Source organism: Streptomyces sp. NPDC053367, assembly GCF_044545925.1.
GTDB lineage: Bacteria > Actinomycetota > Actinomycetes > Streptomycetales > Streptomycetaceae > Streptomyces.
In genome coordinates this window covers 96,750-116,248 of the sequence record NZ_JBITYN010000015.1, presented here as the reverse complement: position 1 = coordinate 116,248, position 19,499 = coordinate 96,750, and the positions used below count along the sequence as shown (strand labels likewise).

Annotated in this window: 17 protein-coding genes and 1 pseudogene; 10 read left to right on the top strand and 8 right to left on the bottom strand. The window is 69.4% G+C overall.

What is annotated here, in order from left to right; all coding sequences use genetic code 11:
* Positions 1–16: 16 nt before the first annotated feature.
* Together ACIGXJ_RS34660 and ACIGXJ_RS34655 are read left to right on the top strand one after the other, a co-directional pair.
* Positions 17–2,164, top strand: coding sequence for a hypothetical protein (locus ACIGXJ_RS34660; RefSeq protein WP_399654087.1), 2,148 nt, complete (start codon positions 17–19; stop codon positions 2,162–2,164).
* The gene (locus ACIGXJ_RS34655; RefSeq protein ID WP_399654084.1) at positions 2,161–2,457 is read left to right on the top strand and encodes a hypothetical protein; all 297 of its coding nucleotides are present in this window, start codon (positions 2,161–2,163) and stop codon (positions 2,455–2,457) included. The genes ACIGXJ_RS34660 and ACIGXJ_RS34655 overlap by 4 nt, the downstream gene beginning before the upstream one ends.
* A gap of 962 nt (positions 2,458–3,419) precedes the next feature.
* Here ACIGXJ_RS34655 and ACIGXJ_RS34650 read toward each other — a convergent pair.
* Positions 3,420–4,283, bottom strand: coding sequence for a hypothetical protein (locus tag ACIGXJ_RS34650; protein WP_399654081.1), 864 nt, complete (start codon positions 4,281–4,283; stop codon positions 3,420–3,422).
* 458 nt (positions 4,284–4,741) lie between these two features.
* On the opposite strand from ACIGXJ_RS34650, the gene ACIGXJ_RS34645 reads away from it, so the two are divergent.
* A complete protein-coding gene (locus tag ACIGXJ_RS34645; RefSeq protein ID WP_399654079.1) occupies positions 4,742–4,981 on the top strand; it encodes a hypothetical protein in 240 nt (79 codons plus the stop codon).
* A 284-nt stretch (positions 4,982–5,265) separates the two neighbouring features.
* Here ACIGXJ_RS34645 and ACIGXJ_RS34640 read toward each other — a convergent pair whose 3' ends face one another.
* From ACIGXJ_RS34640 to ACIGXJ_RS34630, 3 genes are all read right to left on the bottom strand, one after another.
* Complete coding sequence (locus ACIGXJ_RS34640; protein WP_399654078.1) at positions 5,266–5,643, bottom strand: hypothetical protein; 378 nt, start codon at positions 5,641–5,643, stop codon at positions 5,266–5,268.
* Positions 5,644–6,656: 1,013 nt separating this feature from the next.
* Positions 6,657–7,115: a DUF4383 domain-containing protein gene (locus ACIGXJ_RS34635; protein ID WP_399654076.1), complete on the bottom strand. Its 459-nt coding sequence runs from the start codon at positions 7,113–7,115 to the stop codon at positions 6,657–6,659.
* A gap of 163 nt (positions 7,116–7,278) precedes the next feature.
* On the bottom strand, positions 7,279–7,848 hold the full coding sequence (locus tag ACIGXJ_RS34630; RefSeq protein WP_399654073.1) for a hypothetical protein: 570 nt from the start codon (positions 7,846–7,848) through the stop codon (positions 7,279–7,281).
* A 516-nt stretch (positions 7,849–8,364) separates the two neighbouring features.
* Between ACIGXJ_RS34630 and ACIGXJ_RS34625 the strand changes: the two genes are divergently transcribed.
* Positions 8,365–8,775, top strand: a complete 411-nt coding sequence (locus ACIGXJ_RS34625; protein ID WP_399654071.1) for a hypothetical protein — start codon at positions 8,365–8,367, stop codon at positions 8,773–8,775.
* 669 nt (positions 8,776–9,444) lie between these two features.
* Here the strand turns inward: ACIGXJ_RS34625 and ACIGXJ_RS34620 are convergent.
* Positions 9,445–10,074 carry a hypothetical protein gene (locus ACIGXJ_RS34620; RefSeq protein ID WP_399654069.1) on the bottom strand — a complete coding sequence of 210 codons (630 nt, stop codon included), beginning with the start codon at positions 10,072–10,074 and terminating at the stop codon, positions 9,445–9,447.
* Positions 10,075–10,114: 40 nt separating this feature from the next.
* Positions 10,115–11,071: a WD40 repeat domain-containing protein gene (locus tag ACIGXJ_RS34615; RefSeq protein ID WP_399654066.1), complete on the bottom strand. Its 957-nt coding sequence runs from the start codon at positions 11,069–11,071 to the stop codon at positions 10,115–10,117.
* 203 nt (positions 11,072–11,274) lie between these two features.
* Between ACIGXJ_RS34615 and ACIGXJ_RS34610 the strand changes: the two genes are divergently transcribed.
* Entirely contained in the window at positions 11,275–11,679 is a 405-nt protein-coding gene (locus ACIGXJ_RS34610; RefSeq protein WP_399654063.1) for a hypothetical protein, read from the top strand.
* 810 nt (positions 11,680–12,489) lie between these two features.
* Here ACIGXJ_RS34610 and ACIGXJ_RS34605 read toward each other — a convergent pair.
* Both ACIGXJ_RS34605 and ACIGXJ_RS34600 read right to left on the bottom strand, forming a co-directional pair.
* Positions 12,490–13,605 (bottom strand): fatty acid desaturase family protein, encoded by a 1,116-nt coding sequence (locus tag ACIGXJ_RS34605; RefSeq protein WP_399654061.1) that lies wholly within the window; start codon positions 13,603–13,605, stop codon positions 12,490–12,492.
* A gap of 7 nt (positions 13,606–13,612) precedes the next feature.
* Positions 13,613–14,668 (bottom strand): ferredoxin reductase, encoded by a 1,056-nt coding sequence (locus ACIGXJ_RS34600; protein WP_399654059.1) that lies wholly within the window; start codon positions 14,666–14,668, stop codon positions 13,613–13,615.
* A gap of 87 nt (positions 14,669–14,755) precedes the next feature.
* Between ACIGXJ_RS34600 and ACIGXJ_RS34595 the strand changes: the two genes are divergently transcribed.
* From ACIGXJ_RS34595 to ACIGXJ_RS34575, 5 genes and pseudogenes are all read left to right on the top strand, one after another.
* Positions 14,756–15,895: a PucR family transcriptional regulator gene (locus ACIGXJ_RS34595; RefSeq protein ID WP_399654276.1), complete on the top strand. Its 1,140-nt coding sequence runs from the start codon at positions 14,756–14,758 to the stop codon at positions 15,893–15,895.
* Positions 15,896–16,175: 280 nt separating this feature from the next.
* Positions 16,176–16,988, top strand: a pseudogene (locus ACIGXJ_RS34590) (IS5 family transposase); the annotation flags it as partial.
* Positions 16,989–17,520: 532 nt separating this feature from the next.
* Positions 17,521–18,135: an RNA polymerase sigma factor gene (locus tag ACIGXJ_RS34585; RefSeq protein WP_399654273.1), complete on the top strand. Its 615-nt coding sequence runs from the start codon at positions 17,521–17,523 to the stop codon at positions 18,133–18,135.
* Positions 18,132–19,199 carry a CU044_5270 family protein gene (locus tag ACIGXJ_RS34580; protein ID WP_399654056.1) on the top strand — a complete coding sequence of 356 codons (1,068 nt, stop codon included), beginning with the start codon at positions 18,132–18,134 and terminating at the stop codon, positions 19,197–19,199. The genes ACIGXJ_RS34585 and ACIGXJ_RS34580 overlap by 4 nt, the downstream gene beginning before the upstream one ends.
* A 22-nt stretch (positions 19,200–19,221) precedes the next feature.
* Positions 19,222–19,395 (top strand): hypothetical protein, encoded by a 174-nt coding sequence (locus ACIGXJ_RS34575; RefSeq protein ID WP_399654053.1) that lies wholly within the window; start codon positions 19,222–19,224, stop codon positions 19,393–19,395.
* The last annotated feature ends 104 nt before the right edge of the window (positions 19,396–19,499 follow it).

The following is a 19,499-nucleotide window of genomic DNA, read 5'->3' as shown; positions in this document are numbered from 1 at the left end:
AACAGCGGTGAGCAGCATGGCGATCAAACGCACCGAGTACTTCAACTTCGACACCGGCAGTGTCCGGATCGGCAAAACGGAACACGCTGAGAGCCACATGGACACGGAGAACTACCTGCTGCGGCTGGACGCCGAACGCGGGGCCACCCTGAACAGCTGGGGGGTGGCGGCCGGGCTGGAGGTCGCGGCGGCCATTGGGCAGCCCCAGGTCACCGTCTCCACCGGCACCGCGCTCGACTCCGCGGGACACCTGATCGTGCTGGAGGATGGCGGGCTCGCCGTGCTCTCACCGGACACCGACCCGCAGCAGCCTCTGGAGAATCCCGCACATGTGAGCACGGAAGGTCTGACGCTGACCACGGCGGGGCTGGCTCCGGGCGCGTACGTGCTCACCCTGACCTGGCTGGAAGGGCTCGACGAGAACCGGGTGACCCGGCTGCATGCGCCGTGGCTGCGGCTGCTCCCGGCCGACGGCTTCGACGATGCGGGCCGACAGGTGGTCCTGGCCCTGGTGACCGTCGCCGCGGACGCCACCGTGGGGGGCATGGAGGGCGGCGCGCGACGGATGGTGGGGGCGGCGGGGCGTGTCCAGCTTTGGGGGACGACCGAGACGGAGGACGAACCCAACCTGGGCGTCGGCCAGACAGCGGGTGCCGAGCTGCGGGGGACGGACGACGGCGGACTGATCGTGGTCACTTCTGACTCCACCGGCGTACGGAGGTCCCCGCTCTCTGTGACCGGCAGCGGGAGCGTGGCCGTCAGGATGTCTGCGGAGTCGGCGCCGATGGAGATCGTTTCGGAGTCGGACGACGCCATGGGCCTGAGGGTGACCTCGTTCGGCTCGCGGTCGGGGATCAGACTGGCCACCCTCAGCAGCGGAACGGCGTGGGAGATGCACGCCGACGAGGACGGAGGATGGCGCCTCAGCAACCCCGACGGGGACACCGAGGCCATCGCTGTCGACTCCGACGGCCGGGTGGCCGTCGGAGTCGACAGCGACTTCAACTACGCCCTGCACGTGGGGGGTAAAGGTGTCCACACGAGCGGAGGACTGAGCGGGTACTCGTTCGGCGACCGCGGCTTCACGGGCTTCGTGGAGCGCCCCTCGAACGGGGAGCGCTGGCTGTGGTACGCGTTCGCCGGCACCGCACGGCTGTGGTCGGGGGAGGACTTCGTCTCGATCGGCCGCGGCGAGGGCAACGCGCTGGACGTGTCACGCCGTATGCGGGTGCGCCAGGGGGGCGACTCCTCGGCAGGCATCTGGTTGCGCCAGAGCGAACTCGGCGAGCACGACAGCGCGTTCATCGGCATGGAGAACAACGGCAGCGTCGGCTTCTGGGGAAACGACGGTGCGCAGTGGGGCCTCACGATGGACACCACCACCGCCACGGTGACCTGTAAGAACGGGCTGGCTGTCTTGGGCCGTGCCGCCGTGGGCAACTCACTGATGGTCGACGGGGACACCTCGTGCGGGGGCCAGCTCAACGTTGTCGGTAACGCCTTCTTCGGCAGGGACTTCGGCCAGCCCAACGGCCCCGCCGTGGCGAAACTCTTCGGCTCGAATGTCGGCGACACCGGCGAAGGCGTGCTCTTCCTGCGCAGCGGCGGAGGCGTCGTCGCCTTCAACGGCGACGACCTCATCGGGATCGGCACGAAGCAACCGCAGTTCAAACTGGACGTGCGCGGAAACATGCGGGTCACTGGTTTCATCGACAAACCCGGCGGCGGCTTCCGGATCGACCACCCGGTGGACCCTGCCAACAAATACCTGTCTCACTCCTTCGTCGAGTCCCCCGACATGGCAACCGTGTACAGCGGCATTGTCACAGCGGACGAGGCCGGGGAGGCCACGGTTGTGCTGCCGGCCTACTTCGAGGCCCTCAATCGTGACTACCGCTACCAGCTCACTCCGGTCGGCTCCCTCGCGCAGGTCGCGGTGAGCGAAGAGATCAAGGACAACCGGTTCCGCCTGCGCACCGACACACCCGGCGTCCGCATTTCCTGGCAGGTCACCGGAGTTCGGCAGGACGCCTGGGCCGAGGCCCACCGCGTACCCACAGAGGAGGACAAACCGGAAGGCGAGCGCAACCTGTACCTGCACCCCGAAGAGCACGGTCAGCCGCGCAGCGCCGACCTCCTCCGAAACAAGGAAGAGAAGGCATGACGATGACTCAGCAGACCATGGCCGGTCGGCACGTCCACCCCCATGACGGCGACCGGGACCACACGGCCGAAGACATCCGGTCGGCCCTCTCGCAACGCCTCGAGCAGCTCAGGCGCGACGAACACGCGGGCATGCAGCAACTGCGCCGCCTGGTCGAGCAGCAGAGCAGCACGCGCGAGGCCCTGCTCCGCATCAGCGGCGCCATCCAGGTCCTTGAAGACCTCCTCCGCCCCACCGACAGCGACACCCCCCGCACCAACGGCGCTTCCCGCCCCGACCCCGAGTCCTCATGAAGCCGGAGGCTACCCAGTCAGATGCCTCAGGGTGGTACCGCTGACAGGTGAGGTGATCGCCTCACGTGCCGGGATCAGGCCTTTGCGTACGATCGCTGGTGAAGAGCAGCCCGCCACTTGGCCCCTTCGCCGAACCTGACGACACGGTTGGGATGGCGCGAGCCGCCGCGCATGAGGCTCCCCCCAATGGCGCCCGCCGTGGCCGATGTGGGGGCCACCGCCCAAGTCCTTCGTCGGCGGCAGGAGCCCGTGACGCCCGAGTGACCGCTCACGATTGCGAGACGTGACCGGCTCCCGGGTGCCGGCGCCGGCCCAGGGGTGCCGGCGCCGTGCCCGGGCCGCATAGCCCTGACGTCTGCATCCGGGTCCTTCGTCGCCTTGGCCATGGCCGCTCGGGCGTCCTCGGGGGCACGGTGCCGGTTCAGTGCCGCCACGGCGGCCTTGCGGACGTCGGCATTCGGCTCGGCGAGGGCCTCGGCGAGGGCGAGGACCATGAGGCCGGGGTCCGCGGGGGACGGCGCGGTGCCGGCGCCGGCCCGCACCTGCCAGGCTGGCCTGCTCCCCGGATACGCCCGAGTGCTGGTGACCGTTGCAAGCGGCGCACCGCGGAGGACCGGCTGCTGGGCGACACACTCTCCGTCATGCCCGCGCGCCCCGCACCGCCCTCATTCTCGTCGACGACCTCACCCAACGGCCGTCGGCCTACCGGAGAAGTCCCGTCATGCCCGGCACAGTCCGGAGCGGATCGCCGCTTGCCACCGAGGAGGCATTCCACTGCGCTTCCTTGCCCGGAGCGCCCGTGCCCGACGCGAAGATGACGACGCTCGGCGTACACCTGATCGACGTCGTCATCAACTCAGCCGCCACCTCATCCCAAACCAAGGCGGTCGGCAGGTACGCGAGGGCGGCCCGGTGAGAATTGCGGGAGCGGATCGAGTGGCCGCACACCCTAGGGTTTCCGACTACACGGTGATGCTGCTGGTGATCATCGCGGTGTGGTACATCATGAAGCCGATACAGGCGTGCGCGTGTTCGCTTGCATCGGGTCTGGGGAAGCTCGGCACTTGCGAGAAGCTGTTGGCCGGCAGGAACCGATAGCCTGCTGGCGGGTTTTGCCGGAACCGCTGGGTGTAACAGCTGGACACCGCGCCAGGGGAGGGGGTCAGCTCCGCGGGTTCGGTGAGGATGAAAGGGCTGTCGAGGTCGATGACTTCGCGTATCAGCCCCGAGGGTTTCATCGCCTCGATGAACTTCCGCATGGCCTTGATGCCAGAGCTGAACGAGGTGACGCCGACGTCCGTAAGGCTCGGCGGCGGGAGGAACGGGACGAACGAGTCCTGAATGGCCTTCGTGATATTGCTGAGGGTCGCGACCGGGTCGATGCCGAACATGTTCTGCGCACGGTCGGCGCCGAGGGCGGCCATGGTCGTGAACGGGACCAGCAGCGGAACGCGCCGGACGGACGCCAGTTGGCTGCCCTGGAGCGCGATGTACCGCTGCAGGCTGCCGGCCCAGCCGCCGGTGAATGTGGGGTAGTCAGCATCCTTGGCATGGACGACGGGAGGTTCCGGCGGTGGCCCCTGTACGACTGTCGGGTGGAAGAAGACCTGGATGCGGGAGAAGTCCGTGGTGCCGAACGGTACCGCGACACCCACCCAGAACACGTGGCTGTCCTTGGTGACCTTGAACAGGAATTCATGAATTGTCGCGGACAGTTGTATTTCTTCGAGGAAATCACCCTGCATCACCGGTTTGATCACGGGATTGTTCACGACGTGCGGGAGCGTCAGGGAGAGTGGGTTGGTCTGTGTCACCGTGATGTTCATGGCCACCATCTCACCTGTCGGGTGAGCTCGATCCGGCAATCGTCTGCCTTGGACTTCCGTTGTCATATCACCGTGATCGACTTTGAGTCGGTCACGGATCGGGATACCCGTAGCAACTGAAGCCCCCACCCGTCCTGTATGTTCTCGCGGCACTGCACAGGAACCGTGTGGACAGCTTCTCGCAACTTCAGGAGACACCCGCCGACTGGTACCCGCAACTAGGGACTGACCCATCGGACAGCACACCTAGCACCTTGCCCCCGCCTGAGCCCTCGTGCCTGCCTGCCGCATGCGCCGCCTGTGCCGCGAACGGCCTCCCGACGGGCAGAAACCGCCGTTTTCGGCCTCGCGACCAGTGATCTACGTACAGCGTCCCCTTGTGCCACGCTCCGCACGATCGGGAGCGAAGATGATCTCGGAGCACACTTGCCACCCCCTGGCGATCCGGAGAGGCGTCGATGGGAAGGTTCGATCCACACGGCGGATACAGGAAGGACATCGATGTGCATGCTGGCCTTGCATCCCACGCGGTATCCGCAATGATCACCGCGGTCTCGCGATCCGACGCAGCGGAGTACTGGGAGTCGTTGGCAAACATCTACGACGGTCTGAACGCGCTCGGCTCCTACCGGTGGGTCGCCACCGACTCGGCAGGATATCCGATTGACGCAGACTTCGGCATGGGCGAAGTCTGGTGACACCGAAAGCGGTGCTGTCGGCGTACTTATCTCTCCGCGCGAGCGGAGGTGTTCTGCCGGGGGTAGCGGTAGTCCAAGTGTTTTGAGGTGCTCTCCGCGTCGACAGGCGGTCATTCTGCCGCAACAGACGGCTTGAGATAGCGCGACCGACTTGTTCGGTGGCCATCGAAGGACCATTCGGGAATGGTGCACGCCGCACCTCTGCGAGCATTCATCTGATCCTGCACTCCGACGAAAGAGGCACTTGACCAGTACGAAGGCCGTGGAGGAATGCGTCTGCTGCCTTACGCAGGCAGGAGCTCGTCACCGTCGACGGGCGCTGACGCGTCGGGACAGGCCCAGGGCTCGGCGAGGGTGCCGTCCTGGTTCCAGCCGTAGCGTCGCAGCTGCCGGGCCCGGTCGGTTCTGCCCTCTCGTTCCAGCAGGCGTACGGCGTCGTCGAGTGCGTACTTGTTGCCGCTGTCGGCAGAACGTCGCCAGGCCGTGGCAGCTTCTTCGTTGCGTCCCGCCTGCTCATACAGGCGCGCGACGCCGCTGAAGTCGTGGCTGCGCAAGAGCTGGGTGACGGCGTCGTCGAGGCGACCGGAACGGGTCAGCAGAGCGGCCACTGCCGACCTGGTGAAGAAACCGGGGTCGTCGTCCTCTCCCCACAGTTGGTGCACGGCCTCATCGACAAGCGCGGCGCGGTGCAGGAGCAGTGCAGCGTGGCGAAGCCGGCCGGTTGGCCGGACGGTTCCGGGTGGAGTCGATCTCGGACGCGGTCCTCGGCCGCCTGGGCGAGTGCACGGCGATCCGCGTCACACGGGGCGTGGTCGAGGGCCGCCTGCCAGAAGCTGTCGGGGGGCACCACCTCGTGCCGCCGGGTGCGGCCGTGCTGCTGAAGGTAGTCGGCGAGGGTCACCACGCCGGGCACAGCACCCCCGGACGACGAGGCCGTCTCCGTCTCCGGGGCGGGGGAGCGCCGGTGAGCGAGACCCCGGAAGAACTGGCCGCGCAGATCAGCAGCCTTGCCTCCCAGCTCGCCCAGCACACCGACCTGACCGGGAGGCAGAGCCGCGCGGCGCGCTCCACAGCCTGGCCGCCGCCCTTTCCTCCCTGGTCCGACCGGTGGACACCCTGGTCACTCATGTCGAGGACTACCCCGACAACATCACTGGCTGCGAACCGAACGCGTCCAGGGCGGCCCTGACGCAGACGGTCCAGGCTCTTCACCACCTGCTGGGACGGCTGTGACTAGCGAACCGGGGGTCGGGGTAGCCATTCTCACGGCGGCGGTCGGCGGGACTCCCGCCGACCGCCGCTTCGACGTCTGATCACGCCCGCCTGGACCCCACAGGCCGGTGGCCTCTTTCGGCGGATCTCACACGTCTCGCGCCTCGTTGTCGGCGGTGGGCGGTACCGCATTCAGCACGGCCACTCCGCCCCGCAGCCGAGATGCCGCAGACACTGCACGGCCTCGCACACACCGTCGCCTCGCAACCGGAGCCGCGCTCCCGGCTGGTGGCCGTCGTGTCACTGACCCGCAGCAGGCGCCGGCCGATGGCGTCGACGAACAGGAACGACACGTACCGCGCACCGAAGCGCTAACCGGCCGCTGCCACCGCCGCGCCCATGCCAGCGGCCAGGACTGGCGGCCGAACTGGGCCGCACGCGTGGGATCAGGTGCCTGCACCGGTCAGTCGGTGGTCCGTGCCGGGGCGGGCCTGCGGGTGAGCAGGACGCCCAGCGCGATCATTCCCAGGCCGAGCACGAGGTGGAGCCAGTTGTCGGCGGTGTTGAGCGGGACGAAGTTCGCGGCGCTGTCGTGGTCGATGATCAGCCCGTACAGCCACAGCACCAGGTAGACGGCGCCGCCGGCCAGGAGGTACAGCCGTGCTTGCGCAGCGGTGCGCGCCAGTGCCAGCCCGGCGACGCCGAAGGCCAGGTGCACGAGGTTGTGCAGGACAGACACCTGGAAGATGCCCAGCAGCTTGGCCTCGGAGTGGTGCGCGGCGAACTCCATGGTGTCGTAGTTCGTGGTGACGCCCGGAATGAAGCCGAGGACACCGACCAGAAGGAAGACCGCGCCCACGACCATCGCGGCCTGCTGTACCGGGGTTCGGGCAGGGCGGGCGGCACGTGCATGTGTGGACATGGCAACTCCCTGTTTCTTTCTCTGAGGCAGGCCCCGGGTGCCCGGTCCGCCATTGCCCTCCCCAAGTGCCCCCATCTGCCGCAGACATGTCACATCAGTCACCAGGAGCGCAGAGGTGGCAGGCGCTGTGGCTGCCGACCACCTCCCTGCGTACCGCGCGGCTTTACGGCATCAGGTGGGCCGCGGAGCGCGCCCGCTCCCACATGCCGGGAACCTGCTCGCTCGGGCGCTGCTGTTCGCCGTGCAGGGCGTTGAGCACCACCAGGCATCCGGTCAGGGCCGGCACCGCCCACTGCGCCAGGTGCAGCTGCCGCCGCGCCTTGTCCAGGTCTACCGGGTGCTTGGCCGCCTTCTCGGCGTCATCAGGGTCGGAGGAGGAAGCCAGCTCGACCTTCTTGCCCAGGACTCGGGCCCAGGCGGTGGCGGCCAGAGCCGCGGCGGTGACCACGGTCTTGGCCGTGGTGGACGCGGCCACACCCTGCTGGGTGGCCACACGGTGCGCGTTCACAGCAAGCAGCCCACCACCACCGAACAGGTGCGCGCCGATCGCGGCGGCATTGACCGGCGCCCACTTCGCCCACCCGGACGACGAGAACCGGTCTCGGGTCGCCTCCGTGCCGCCTTCGTCCTCGGCCGCACCGTTGAGACCGACCGCCCCCATCAGCGAGCCACCGAACCAGGCGGCCAGCCCAAGATCGTGCAGGCTGCGGATGGCGGTGTTGCGTTCAGACATAGCGGAGCTCCTTCAGGGACGTAAAGAGGGGCTTGGCCGATTAGACAGCGCCTCCCACTCTCCTCAGCCTCCGCAGCCCCCGCCATCACAGCAGATCAGATGGGTGAACAGACGGGCACCAGGCCCACCTGTCGAGCGTCGACGCCCTCGGCTTCGCCAGCCGCCCCAGAAGCCCACACCAGTCACCTCGCAGTCGAGCCGGTAGCGGTGCGCATGCTCCAGCGCGAGCGGCGACCTGTCTGCCCCCTCCCGCGGCGGGACTGCTCATCCGCCGCCACCGGCCGCAATGCTGCCGACGCATAGTTCCAAGCTGTGCCCCGTGGCGAGGCCGGGCGCCGCGCGGCGGCTAAGAAGTCGCAGGCTCAGGAGCAGGCCGTTATATGGACTCTTGCGCTCGGTAGGTGGGGTGAGCTGGTCTTTCATGGGGCTGACAGTGTCAGGCCACCTCTCCGTAGAGTTGCTCAGCGCCACCTGAGCTGATCCAGTTGGCACCGCAGGAAGAGAGGACCCGTCTGCATGACCACCTCGCCGTCCGAGCGCACCCTCACCTACGCCGAAGACCTCAGGCCCGAGGATGTCCGCGCCTTGGAGACGTTCCTCGACGTCCAGCTGGGACGGGTGTACGAGGAGGTCGGGGAGACGGGTGAGACGTCCTTCGCGATGCGGTCTCTGCTCACCCTGGTCTGCGACTCGGCCGGGCTCCTGTACACGCTCCTCGCGGTGGAGCGGCCACAGACGTGGCAGCGGGCCGCGATCGTGCGGGAGTGGCAGCGGCTACGCAGCACAGCCCATGAGTTCAACCACTGCGAGGGCTACGACCATGACCGCTGGTGGAACCAGGTACGGCACTTCGACGCCTCCGACGAGGCCGCCGAACAGGACCGGATCCGCCGGTTCGCCGACGTCGGGCCGTACCCCGAAAGCTGACGTTGGCCGTGTGGAGCAGGGATGCCTCGGCAAGGATCGCGGAGCTTGTCCGAGGGCTGGGGCGAGTTCGCTGCGGAGCCGCTCATTCTCCTCGTTCAGTTTCCGGTTGGCCTCTCGCAGTGCTCGCACCACTGTCTCGTGTGACTTGGTGGTGATGCGCTGGTGGTCGGGCAGCGCCGGTCGTCCCGTGGCGGGCTGCTGCCACGGACAACGGTCACGACGTGGTGTCAGCCACAGGCGCAAGCACCCGGCCCAGTGGCATTTCCCGTACGTCGCTGACACTTCCGGACCGCGTACAGATGAAGGCCGAGGTGTACGGCAAGTTCGTCGAGGAGCCGACCCGCCCCGAGGCGGAGGGTTCTTGTTCCAGGACGAGCCCGCTCCTTGCTGACGGCCTGTGACCGCTGCGGGCGGCCGATGCAGACCAAGCGGCCCTCTCCCGGACGCAGGCGTCCCGTGGCATGGTGACGGACGCTGAGTGAGAGGGGGAGCGGCGGTGTTGGTCGCCCCCAGCCCCATCCCCTACCACCACCCTCCCACTCGGAGATCTTCGCCCTCACCGCCCTGGGCGAGCTCCACCGGGCCACGAGGCAAGCCGCCTCCATGCTGTAGGCGAAGTGCGTGCCTCGGCGCCTTTGGGCACGCGGTCCCGATGAGCCCGCCCGGCGATCAGAGCAGGGCGTGCGTGCGACACCCCGCATGCGGGAACGGCTTGCGGTTGCCGGTCATGGGGAGGATCTCGGCTCGCCGGCGGCCGGCATCGGTGGTGGCGCGGGTCAGCACGGCCATGGCGTTGACGCCGCGGGAGCGCTCGCCGCGGTACTGCTCGACAGCGCGCTGCGCGTCCTCACCGACCGCGGTGAGGATCTCCTCGATGAAACAGAAGGGGCAGCCGCGCTCCAGCCGCGCGGCCATGACGGGAAGGCGCTCCCCTCGCGTGCGGACAGCGACGAATCCGGTGCTTGAGACCCCCACCGTGGTCGCCTCGGGGCCGTCCGGTCCGCACACCGCGAGCACGCGCTGCCGCAGTTGCTGCTCCTCGACCACCGGGATGGAGGGGACCACGGTCTGAAGGACGGTGGCCACGACCGCACCCAGCACGCAGAACCCGGCAATCACCCAGGCGACGACCGCCATCCAGCCCGGGGCCCAGCGCTCGGCGGCGAACGTGGCGACCCCGGCCCACACCCCCAGGCTCAGCCGGTCCCGCCAGCGGGGCGGGTCGTGTCGCCAGATGCGCAGCAGGTCCCACAGTGCCAGCGCAAGGGACACCAGCACGACGCCGTAAGCGGCGTTCACTGCCACCTCACCCGGCTCTGCGCGAAGGGCCCCGGTGCCGTCATGAGAGCTCCTTCACCACGTCCCACACCCGCGGGGCGTCGTCGTAGCCAGCGGTCACAACCAGCGGCGGCCCGTCGAAGGGTCGTACCTGGCAGACCGCCCTGGCCCAGCCATGTCCGCTGAGCAGGCCGGCGAGGTCCATGCCCAGGGCGCCGAGGTGCTCGCCCGTCGAGGGGTCGCGCACGGCGGTCCCGGGGCCGTCGCCGCCGACCACGAGCATCCGGCGCTCACCGACGTCCGCCTGGCACAGGGCGTACACGGGTCCGCCGCCTCCCGTCAGCGCCCGCGCTTCCCGGTGCTCCTCCAGGTCCCACAGCCGCACGATCCCGTCCCGGCCGCCCGAGGCCAGCAGCGTGCGGCCACCGTCAAAGACCTCGCAGAGCGTCCACACGAAGCCGCGGTGCCCAATCAACTCCGCATGGCACTGCCCCGACTCGGGGTGCCAGACGGTCACGGAGCCCAGGCCGTGCCCCGCCGCGATCAGCGTCCGGCCACCCGTCCGAACCGTGGACAGGGCGAAGATCCACCCCTTTCCGGAGCCGGTGTCGATCGCGCGCACCAGGCTGCCGTCCCGGGGATCCCACAGGCGTACGACGCGGTCGGCGCCCGCCGACGCCAGCAGCACCCGCCCGGCAACCTCCACAGTGCACAGGGCGTTCACCCAGCCGCGATGCCCCTTCAGCCGGACCGGGGGTGCACTCGGCGCGCCGGGGTTCCACAGGCACAGCACGCCGCGCCGACCGCCGGACGCCAACCGCGTCCCGCCGTCCACGGGGACCTCGCACAGTGCACGTATCCATGCGCGAGAGCCGGTGATCACCGCGATGTCCTCGCGGGCCGACGGGTCGGCGAGCCGGATCACCTTGCGGTGCCCGGAGTAAGCCACCAGGCGGCGGTCGCCGACCGTCACCTCGCACACCGCCTCGTAACTGGGCCGGAACCGGAATCTGCCCATCCTGCCCCTCCCACGCACCGACGCCCTGTGTTGTCGTGCTGCTCTGATCCTTCGGGGCGTGCGCAGTCATGACAACCACCTTGCTGCGTAAATCGGTTACGCATTCTGCGGACCGCCGCTGCGTGCCGGACCGCTACCGGCTGGGCCGTCGCGCTGACGTACCGGTGGCCAGGCTGTCGAGGTGGGCGGCGGCAGCAGGCCTGGTGAACTACCCCACGGAGTGGCGTTCCCAGTCAAGTTCTTACGCCGGGACGACGGTGCTGTCCGCGCTGAACTCCGCGCGCATTCCGGAGGGTCTGTCCGCGACCGTGGCGGCGACGCTGCCGGTAGCCGGGACGACCGCGGTGGACGTGCTCGACCAGCTCGGCCTCCCGGCCCGTGCCACGGTCCTGGTCAACGGAGTCGGGGGCGGGGTCGGCCTGGCCGTCGCCCGGCCGGCTGTCGGGCGCGGGCTGCGTGTGATCGGCACCGGCAGTACCGCCAAACGCGAGCACGCCGAGGCCACCGGGGTGCGGTTCATCGACTGCACCGCCGAGGACGTCGCCGCCGCGGCACCCGAGCTGGTTCCAGCTTCGGTGTGCAGCAGGCAGCCGATCTGTAGCACGTAGCGCTCGCTCAGTCCGCCAGTTCCCCCATGCTCTCTTCCCCTTCCCTTTTCTCTTGGCACACCGGACAGGTTCGGCAGGCGCCGGGACGACCCGGCGTAAACAGGTGACAGGCATCCACGACAGTCCTGCCGGGCACTGCTACGAAGCCTGCCCCGGCACAGCAGAGCTGGAAATGGGGCCAGGCGCCCCCATCGGCGGAAGTTGCGCAGGGACGCCTGGAGCCGGACTCTTTCCTCTCGGAGGGGGCGTACGGCAACCCGACACAACCGAAAAACCGAGAGTCGAAACGCGTACGGCCACCGGTGTCGGCCTCCGGTGGCTCCGCCGCCTGCTCCCGCGGAGTGTGACGGCGCATGCGGACAGGCGCCGTACGGCAGGGTCGAGGCGGCAGCGGTCCTTGGGACAGTTCACCGAGGAAGCCGTTACGCTGCAGGTCGGGTAAAAGCTCCCGGCAGACTTCGGGGGCGGGAATGATGTCCACACCCGGCACCGCTGGGCGGCGGCGAACCGGCCGCTGTCATGGCTGACCTGCCCGCGGGCGCGGCGAGGTCGGCGGTCGCCGCGAACAGTGAAAGAGTCGAGAGAGAAACGCCGCCAGGCTCGTGCCCCGTCGTGAGTGCAGCACCACCCGGCCCACGTCGACGGAGACGAGGTGTGTGCCGAGCTCGTGGCACACGTCCAGGCAGCGCAGCCGGAAGCCGGGCTGCCCGGATCAAGTGTCGTACGGTCAGGTCTCGCGGCCGCCCACCGTCCGCACGGAACCCGGCCATGCCGCCGGTACGGCCGTGGAGCCTGAACCAATAGCGGGAATCAGGCCGCGAGCTCCTGCTCGCGGTCTGCCGTCTTGACCTTGGGCTTCTTGTTCGGCAGTGAGAGCCGGAAGACCTTGCGCCACGCGGAGAACACCTGCATGGGCAACGGCCCGGTGACGTACTCCAGCTCGTACTTCTCGAACAGCGCGCGCACCTTCACCGCGACCTCGGCGTACCGGTTGCTGGGCAGGTCCGGGAACAGGTGGTGCTCGATCTGGTGCGAGAGGTTGCCGGTCATGAAGTGCATGGCCTTGCCGCCGCTGATGTTCGCCGAGCCCATCATCTGGCGCAGGTACCACTGTCCGCGCGTCTCGCCCTTGATCGACCGGCGCTCGAAGACCTGGACGCCCTCGGGGAAGTGTCCGCACATGATCACCGAGTGGGACCAGAGGTTGCGGACCAGGTTCGCGGTGAATGTGGCGGCGAGCGTGGGGAGGAAGGACGGGCCCGACAACAGCGGGTGGATCACGTAGTCCTTGAGCACCTGCTTGCGGATCTTGCGGCCCACGGCCCTGGCCCGGGCGCGGAACTCCGGGTTCTTGCGGCGGCGCTTGTGCAGGTTCTTGCCCAGTTCCAGGTCGTAGGCCGCGATGCCGTACTCGAAGAAGCAGGCGTTGATGAAGTTCCACAGCGGCTGGCCGAGGTGGAACGGGTGCCACTTCTGGTCCTCGTCGACGCGCATGATGCCGTAGCCGAGGTCGTTGTCCTTGCCGATCACGTTGGTGTACGTGTGGTGCAGCTCGTTGTGCGAGTGCTTCCACTGGTCGGCCGGCGAGACGTGATCCCACTCCCACGTGGTGGAGTGGATCTTCGGGTCCCGCATCCAGTCCCACTGGCCGTGCAGGATGTTGTGGCCGATCTCCATGTTGTCCATGATCTTCGCCACGGACAGACCGGCGGTGCCGAGCACCCACGCGGGCGGGAAGATCGAGAACAGCAGCACGCCCCTGCTGACCAGCTCGAGCTTGCGCTGCGCCGAGATGACCTTGCGGATGTAGGCGGCGTCCTTCTCGCCCCGGCTGGCGATCACCTCGTCGCGGATCGCGTCCAGCTCGCGACCGAGCTCCTCGATCTGCTCCGCGGTCAGGTGGGCGGTGGGGTCGATGGCGGTCAAAGTGCTCCTACCGTTCGATGTCACAGGGGCCCGCCGCGGCGGACACGCAGGTCTGGATGAGGACGCCCGGCTCTGCCTCGGTGATCTCGCCCGTGCGCAGGTCGCGGACGGCGCCCGCCTTGAGCGGAGTGACGCAGCCGAAGCAGATGCCCATGCGGCATCCCGACGGCATGAGCACACCGGCCTCCTCGCCGACGTCAAGCAACGGCGTTGCGCCGTCCGCGTCGACGGTCCTGCCGGTGGCGCTGAACGTGACCTCGCCGCCGTCGCCGGTGGCGATGACGGTGGGGCGGAAGCGTTCGGTGTGCAGGCGTTCCGGTACGCCGTGCTCGCTCCAGTGCTTCTCGGCGGCGTCGAGCAGGCCCGCGGGCCCGCAGGCCCAGGTCTCGCGCTCGGCCCAGTCGGGCACGAGTTCGCCGAGACGGGCGATGTCGAGCAGGCCGTCCGTGGCGGTGTGCACCTCGGTGAGCCGCAGTTTCTTGCCCGCGACCAGGTGGTGCAGCTCCTTGCGGAAGATCACGTCCTGCGGCTGTGGCGCGGAGTGGACCATGACGACGTCGTCGAACTCGGTGTCGCGCAGCATGCCCATCACGGGGGTGATGCCGCTGCCGGCCGTCAGGTAGAGCACCTTGGCGGGCTTGGCCTGCGGCAGCACGAAGTCACCGGTCGGGTGGTCGAGCTGGATCAGCGTGCCCGGTTTCGCCCTGCGGACCAGGTGATTGCTGACCTTGCCGTCCGGGATCGCCTTCACGGTGATCGTGAGGCGGCCGTCCCGGCGGTCGGTGGGTGAGGTGATGGAGTAGGCACGCCACAGGCGCACCCCGTCGACGTCGACCCCGATCCGCACGTACTGACCGGCCGTGTGGCCGCGCCAGCCCCGTCCCGGCCTGATCACGACAGTCGCGGCGTCACTCGTCTCGGGGTGCACGGCCTCGATGCGCCCACGCAGGTCAGCGCCCGCACGCAGCGGGCTGACCAGGTCGAGGTAGTCCGACGGCAGTAGCGGCGTCGTGACCATCTCCAGCAGTTTCCACGCCCTGCTGCGGAGGGCTGCACTCGTCATGACTCCAGCTTGCTGTGCCCAAAGGCGTAAAGTCCTGACCACAGGACGTAAATCTGGTCAGCTCAATTGTTCGCAGGGAACAAAAACGTGAGCCATGCAATCCGGAGGGCCAGCGAACTGGCCCTGGATGAGACGACGGTCACCGCACTTCGGGCCACGCTGAAGACGACCGCCGACGAGGTCGTCCAGGCGATCATCGACGAGGTCCCTCCTTACGCCAACGCCCTGTCGGGCCACATGGGCGCCACCATCCGCCGAGCCGTCCGCACCGCCCTGGGGCACTACCTCGACCTCGCGAGCGGGAACGCCACAGGCGGCGACGCCGGTGACGCTGCCTACGAGCTGGGCCGCGGCGAGGTGCGCGACGGCCGTTCGATGGACGCCCTGCTCAGCGCCTACCGCGTCGGCGCGCGCGTGGCCTGGCGATGCCTGGCAGCGGGTGCCGTACCTGCAGGTCTGCCCGCCGCCGAGGTCGCCAAGTTCGCCGAGCTCACCTTCGCCTACATCGACGAGCTCTCCGCCGCGAGCGCCGCGGGCCACGCCGACGAACTGGCCGCCCGGGGCAGGGCCCACGAGCGCCACCTGGAACACCTGGCCCGCGACCTTCTTGCCGGCGTGAGCCCGGACGCGCTGCTGGCCTCCGCTCAACGGGCCGGGTGGCAGCCTCCGGTTTCGCTGACCGCGGTCCTGCTGCCCGCTGCCCAGGCCCGGCCTGCCTTCCGCGCGCTCGACCCGAGCACCCTCGTCCTCGACGATCTGCCGGACGCCACCGGTGTGCTGCTCGTCCCTGATGCCGATCGATCACATCTCTTGCGGCAGCTGACCGACCGCACCGCCGTGGTCGGTCCGGCCCGGCCCTGGACTCGTGCGTCCGCCTCGTACGCACGAGCTGTACGCGCGCGCTTGCTCTCCTCTGACATTCGCGACACCGAGGCCCACCTGCCCGAGCTGGTGCTGAGCGCCGACGTGGACGCCTTCGCGGACCTGCGTGCCCGAGCCCTCGCACCGTTGCGGACCCTGCCTGTCCCTACCGCACGGCGGCTGGAGGAGACGTTGCGGGCGTGGCTGCTGCACCAGGGCAGGCGGGACGAGGTGGCGGCGGCATTGTTCGTCCATCCCCAGACAGTCCGGTACCGGATGTCGCAGCTACGGGAGCTGTTTCCGGATCTCGCATCGCCACACCGGGTCCTTGAACTGACGCTGGCGGTCGGTCTTCGGGTCGGCTGACGCGTCGTTCGACCGTCCACGACCGCGTCCGCGAGCGGTCCATGAACGGGTGCCTCGTTCTCGGTGTCATCACCTGGCTCACGCGGCCCGTGAAAGAGCGGCAATTGCCCAGCTGAGGCCGGGCTGCGCTTGAGCCGGGCAAGGACCTGATACGGATTGTCCGCCTCGGTGAGCACCATGGTCACCGGCGCAAGCACCTGGGCAACGCTGCCGTCTTACTGGCTCCGACGAAAGCCGTTTGATCATGTGACTGTCGGCTTGATCGTTCGTTGATGTGGTCATGGGGAAGCGTCAGTCGCGGCCGTGGATCGTGTCGGACGAACTGTGGTCGCTCATCGAGCCGTTGCTGCCCGAGCCGCCGCCGAAGCAGGTCGAGGGGCGGCCTCGGGTGCCGGACCGGCAGGCCCTGTGCGGGATCTTGTTCGTCCTGCACACCGGCATCCAGTGGGAGTACTTCTGCCCCACGATCTCGGCTTCGGCTCGGGCATGACGTGCCGGCGGCGCCTGGCGGCCTGGAACGAGGCCGGTGTGTGGGACCAGCTGCATCAGCTGCTGCTGGACAAGCTGCGGTCGAAGAACCAGCTGGACTGGTCGCGGGCTGTGATCGACTCCTCCCACGTCCGGGGCCGCGCGCAGGGGTCCAGAAGCGGACACAGCCCGGTCGACCGCGCACGACCGGGCAGCAAGCACCACATCGTCACCGACGGCCAGGGCATCCCGCTCGCGGTGTCGCCGACCGGCGGAAACCGCGGGCGACGTCACCCGGCTCCTGCCGCTGCTGGACAGGGTCCCGGCGGTTGCGGGAGTCGTCGGCCGGCCGCGTCGGCGGCCCGGCATGCTGTTCGCCGACCGCGGCTACGACCACGACAAGTACCGCCGGCTCCTGCGACAGCGTGGGATCCGGCCGGTGATCGCCGAACGGGGCCGGCCCCACGGCACCGGCCTGGGCACCTTCCGTTGGGTCGTCGAGCGCACCATCTCCTGGCTGCACGGCTTCCGCCGCTCGCGCATCCGACGGGAACGACGCGACGACATCCACGAGGCCTTCCTCGGACTCGCCGTCTGCCCGATCACCCACCGACGCGTCCAGAGGCTTTCCGCAGACCGGGCCCCGGGGCCAGAAGGTCTTGATCGGTTTGGGCCGTCCGCAGATGCCGCAGTCGTGGACCGGCCGGGGAATGCAGGTCTGGCAGTGGAACGGGCCTCGACCGCCGTTGATGTGGTGACCGCGGCGAACACGACCGCAGATACTGCACTCTTTCTCTCGTCTCCGAGGACACGGCCTGCAGGTGTCCGGACGGCTGTCGTCGGCCCGGGCCTGGACGGGCGCGACCGTCCCCCACACCCCGCACCGGCGCGGGGGCCGGTGCCTCGACGGCCCCGGTGGTCGGGCCCTTGTCCACGGTCACGGCTCTCCACTCCTCGTACGGTGCGGGCGGATCTCGCTGCCGGCGACCTTGGGGCGGGACGGCCGTTCAAGGACCGCCGCCCTCTCGTAGTGTTGGCGTTCGTCCGGGCGCAGCGCTGTGTGAAGGCCCCCGGACGGTCGGGCGGCATGGCACAGGTCACAGGAACTCCGCCGGCGCGGCGGAGAGGTAAGCACTGTGAAGGACTCAGACAACGAGCTGCGCGAACGCGTGCGAGCCGGTGAACGCGACGCGTTCGCCGAGCTGTTCGAGCGATACGCCCAGGCCGTCCACCAGCACGCGTTCTGGCTGACCGGTGATCGGGCGAGCGCCGAGGACATCATGTCGGAGACGTTCCTGACCGCATGGCAGGGGCGGACACGGCTGCGTGACGACGGAGGATCCCTGCGCCCGTGGCTGCTGGGCATCGCCACCCACAAGGCGGAGAACGCCCGGCGGGGCCTGCGCCGCCGCCTGGCGTTTCTCGCACGGCAACGGCAGCCGCCCGTCGTGGAGGACTTCGCCCCCGCGGTCGCCGGGCGCATCGACGACGCACGCCGTCTGGCAGCCGTGCAGGGCGCTCTGGACCGGTTGCGGCGGCCCGAACGGGAAGTGCTGGGCCTGTGTGTCTGGTCGGGCCTTGACTACCGGCAGGCGGCACAGGCTCTGGGTGTCCCCGTCGGCACGGTGCGCTCACGGCTGTCGCGTGCCCGCGCCCGGCTCGCCCGGTTCGCCGACGAGTTCGAGGCGGGTACGGAACCGCGCGGCGCTTGCGGAGAGATGAGAAGTGAAGCCGCACTCGCGGCCCTGCCCGTGCGGGAGGAGACGGCATGAGCGACAGGAACCTTCGAGCGGACGGACGCGGTGACGCGGCCACGGACGCCGACGTCGCGGAGATCACCCGGCTGCTGCCGGCCCCGGCGTGCCCTGATCTCCCGCGGGCGCAGCACCTTCGTCACAAGGAACAGCTCATGCAGCACATCGACCGTGACCAGAGTGCCGACACCCGCCGCCCGGCCCGGCGCCGGCTGCGTCCCGTCCTCCTGCTTCCGGTGACGGCACTCGCTCTCGGCGGCATCCTCACCGCGGGTGTCACCCTCGGGACGGGCGACGACGTCCCGCCCGGCACCGCGGCGGCCCGCACCGTGCAGCCTGTCGCCGCGCTGCTCGGCCGGATCTCCGACGCCGCCGGCCAGGGCGACGCGCTCACCGTGCGCGGGGACCAGTTCGTCTACACCCGGGCGATGGTCCGGGGCGCGGACCTGACCAGCGGCAAGGCGGTGGTCGGTCCGCTGACGGAGTCCGAGAGGTGGCTCGCGCAGGAGCCCGGTCCCCTGCGCACCCTCGGGCTCGCCAAGGAGAACGGCCGGTCCTTCCGCCTCAACGCCGAACTCGGCGACCCCGACGGTACGCCGGCGGGCTTCGGCCGCCCCACCTACCAGTGGCTGGCGTCCCTGCCCGCCGACCCCGGCGAACTGCTCGCCCGGCTCTACGCCCAGACGCCCGAGACCACCGGGCGGGAGCGTGATCAGGCCGTCTTCGACCGCATCGGGGATCTGCTCGGCGAGCTCATGCCGCCGGACACGGCCGCCGCTCTCTACCGGGCCGCCGCGAGGATTCCCGGCGTCACCGAGGCCCCCGCCGCCCACGACGTGATCGGCCGGCACGGCGTCGGCATCGCCCGTACCGACACCACGTTCCACACCCGTACCGAGTGGGTCTTCGACCAGCGGGACCTTTCGTTCCTCGGGGCTCGCAGCTACCTCGTGGAGAACACCTCGTACGGACGGAAGGGCACGCTCCTGTCGGGCACGGCGGTGCTGGAGCACGCGGTCGTCGACACGGCCGGACAGGAGCCGGCCGTTTCCTCGGCAGGTTCAGGGGCAGGCGCGTCGTAGAGACATCGACGAAAGGACCGACATGAGCGCCGGGGAGAAGGCGAAGGCCACGACTGAGCAGGTTGTCGGGAAGGCTGTGCGGAAGATGGCCCACGCGATGGGCAACGACACCACAGCCGCCAAGGGCGCCGCGCTGGAGGCCCGGGGCAAGGCCAGGGCGGCCAAGGAGGGCACGAAGGACCACCTCCGCCACTGACCGGTTTCCCCAGGGAAGGGGCCCGACGCCACGCGCGCCGGGCCCCTTCCCGGTGTCGGCGCCTGCTGCGCAGACGGGAGGCAGGTCCTGATGGCCGACGGCCT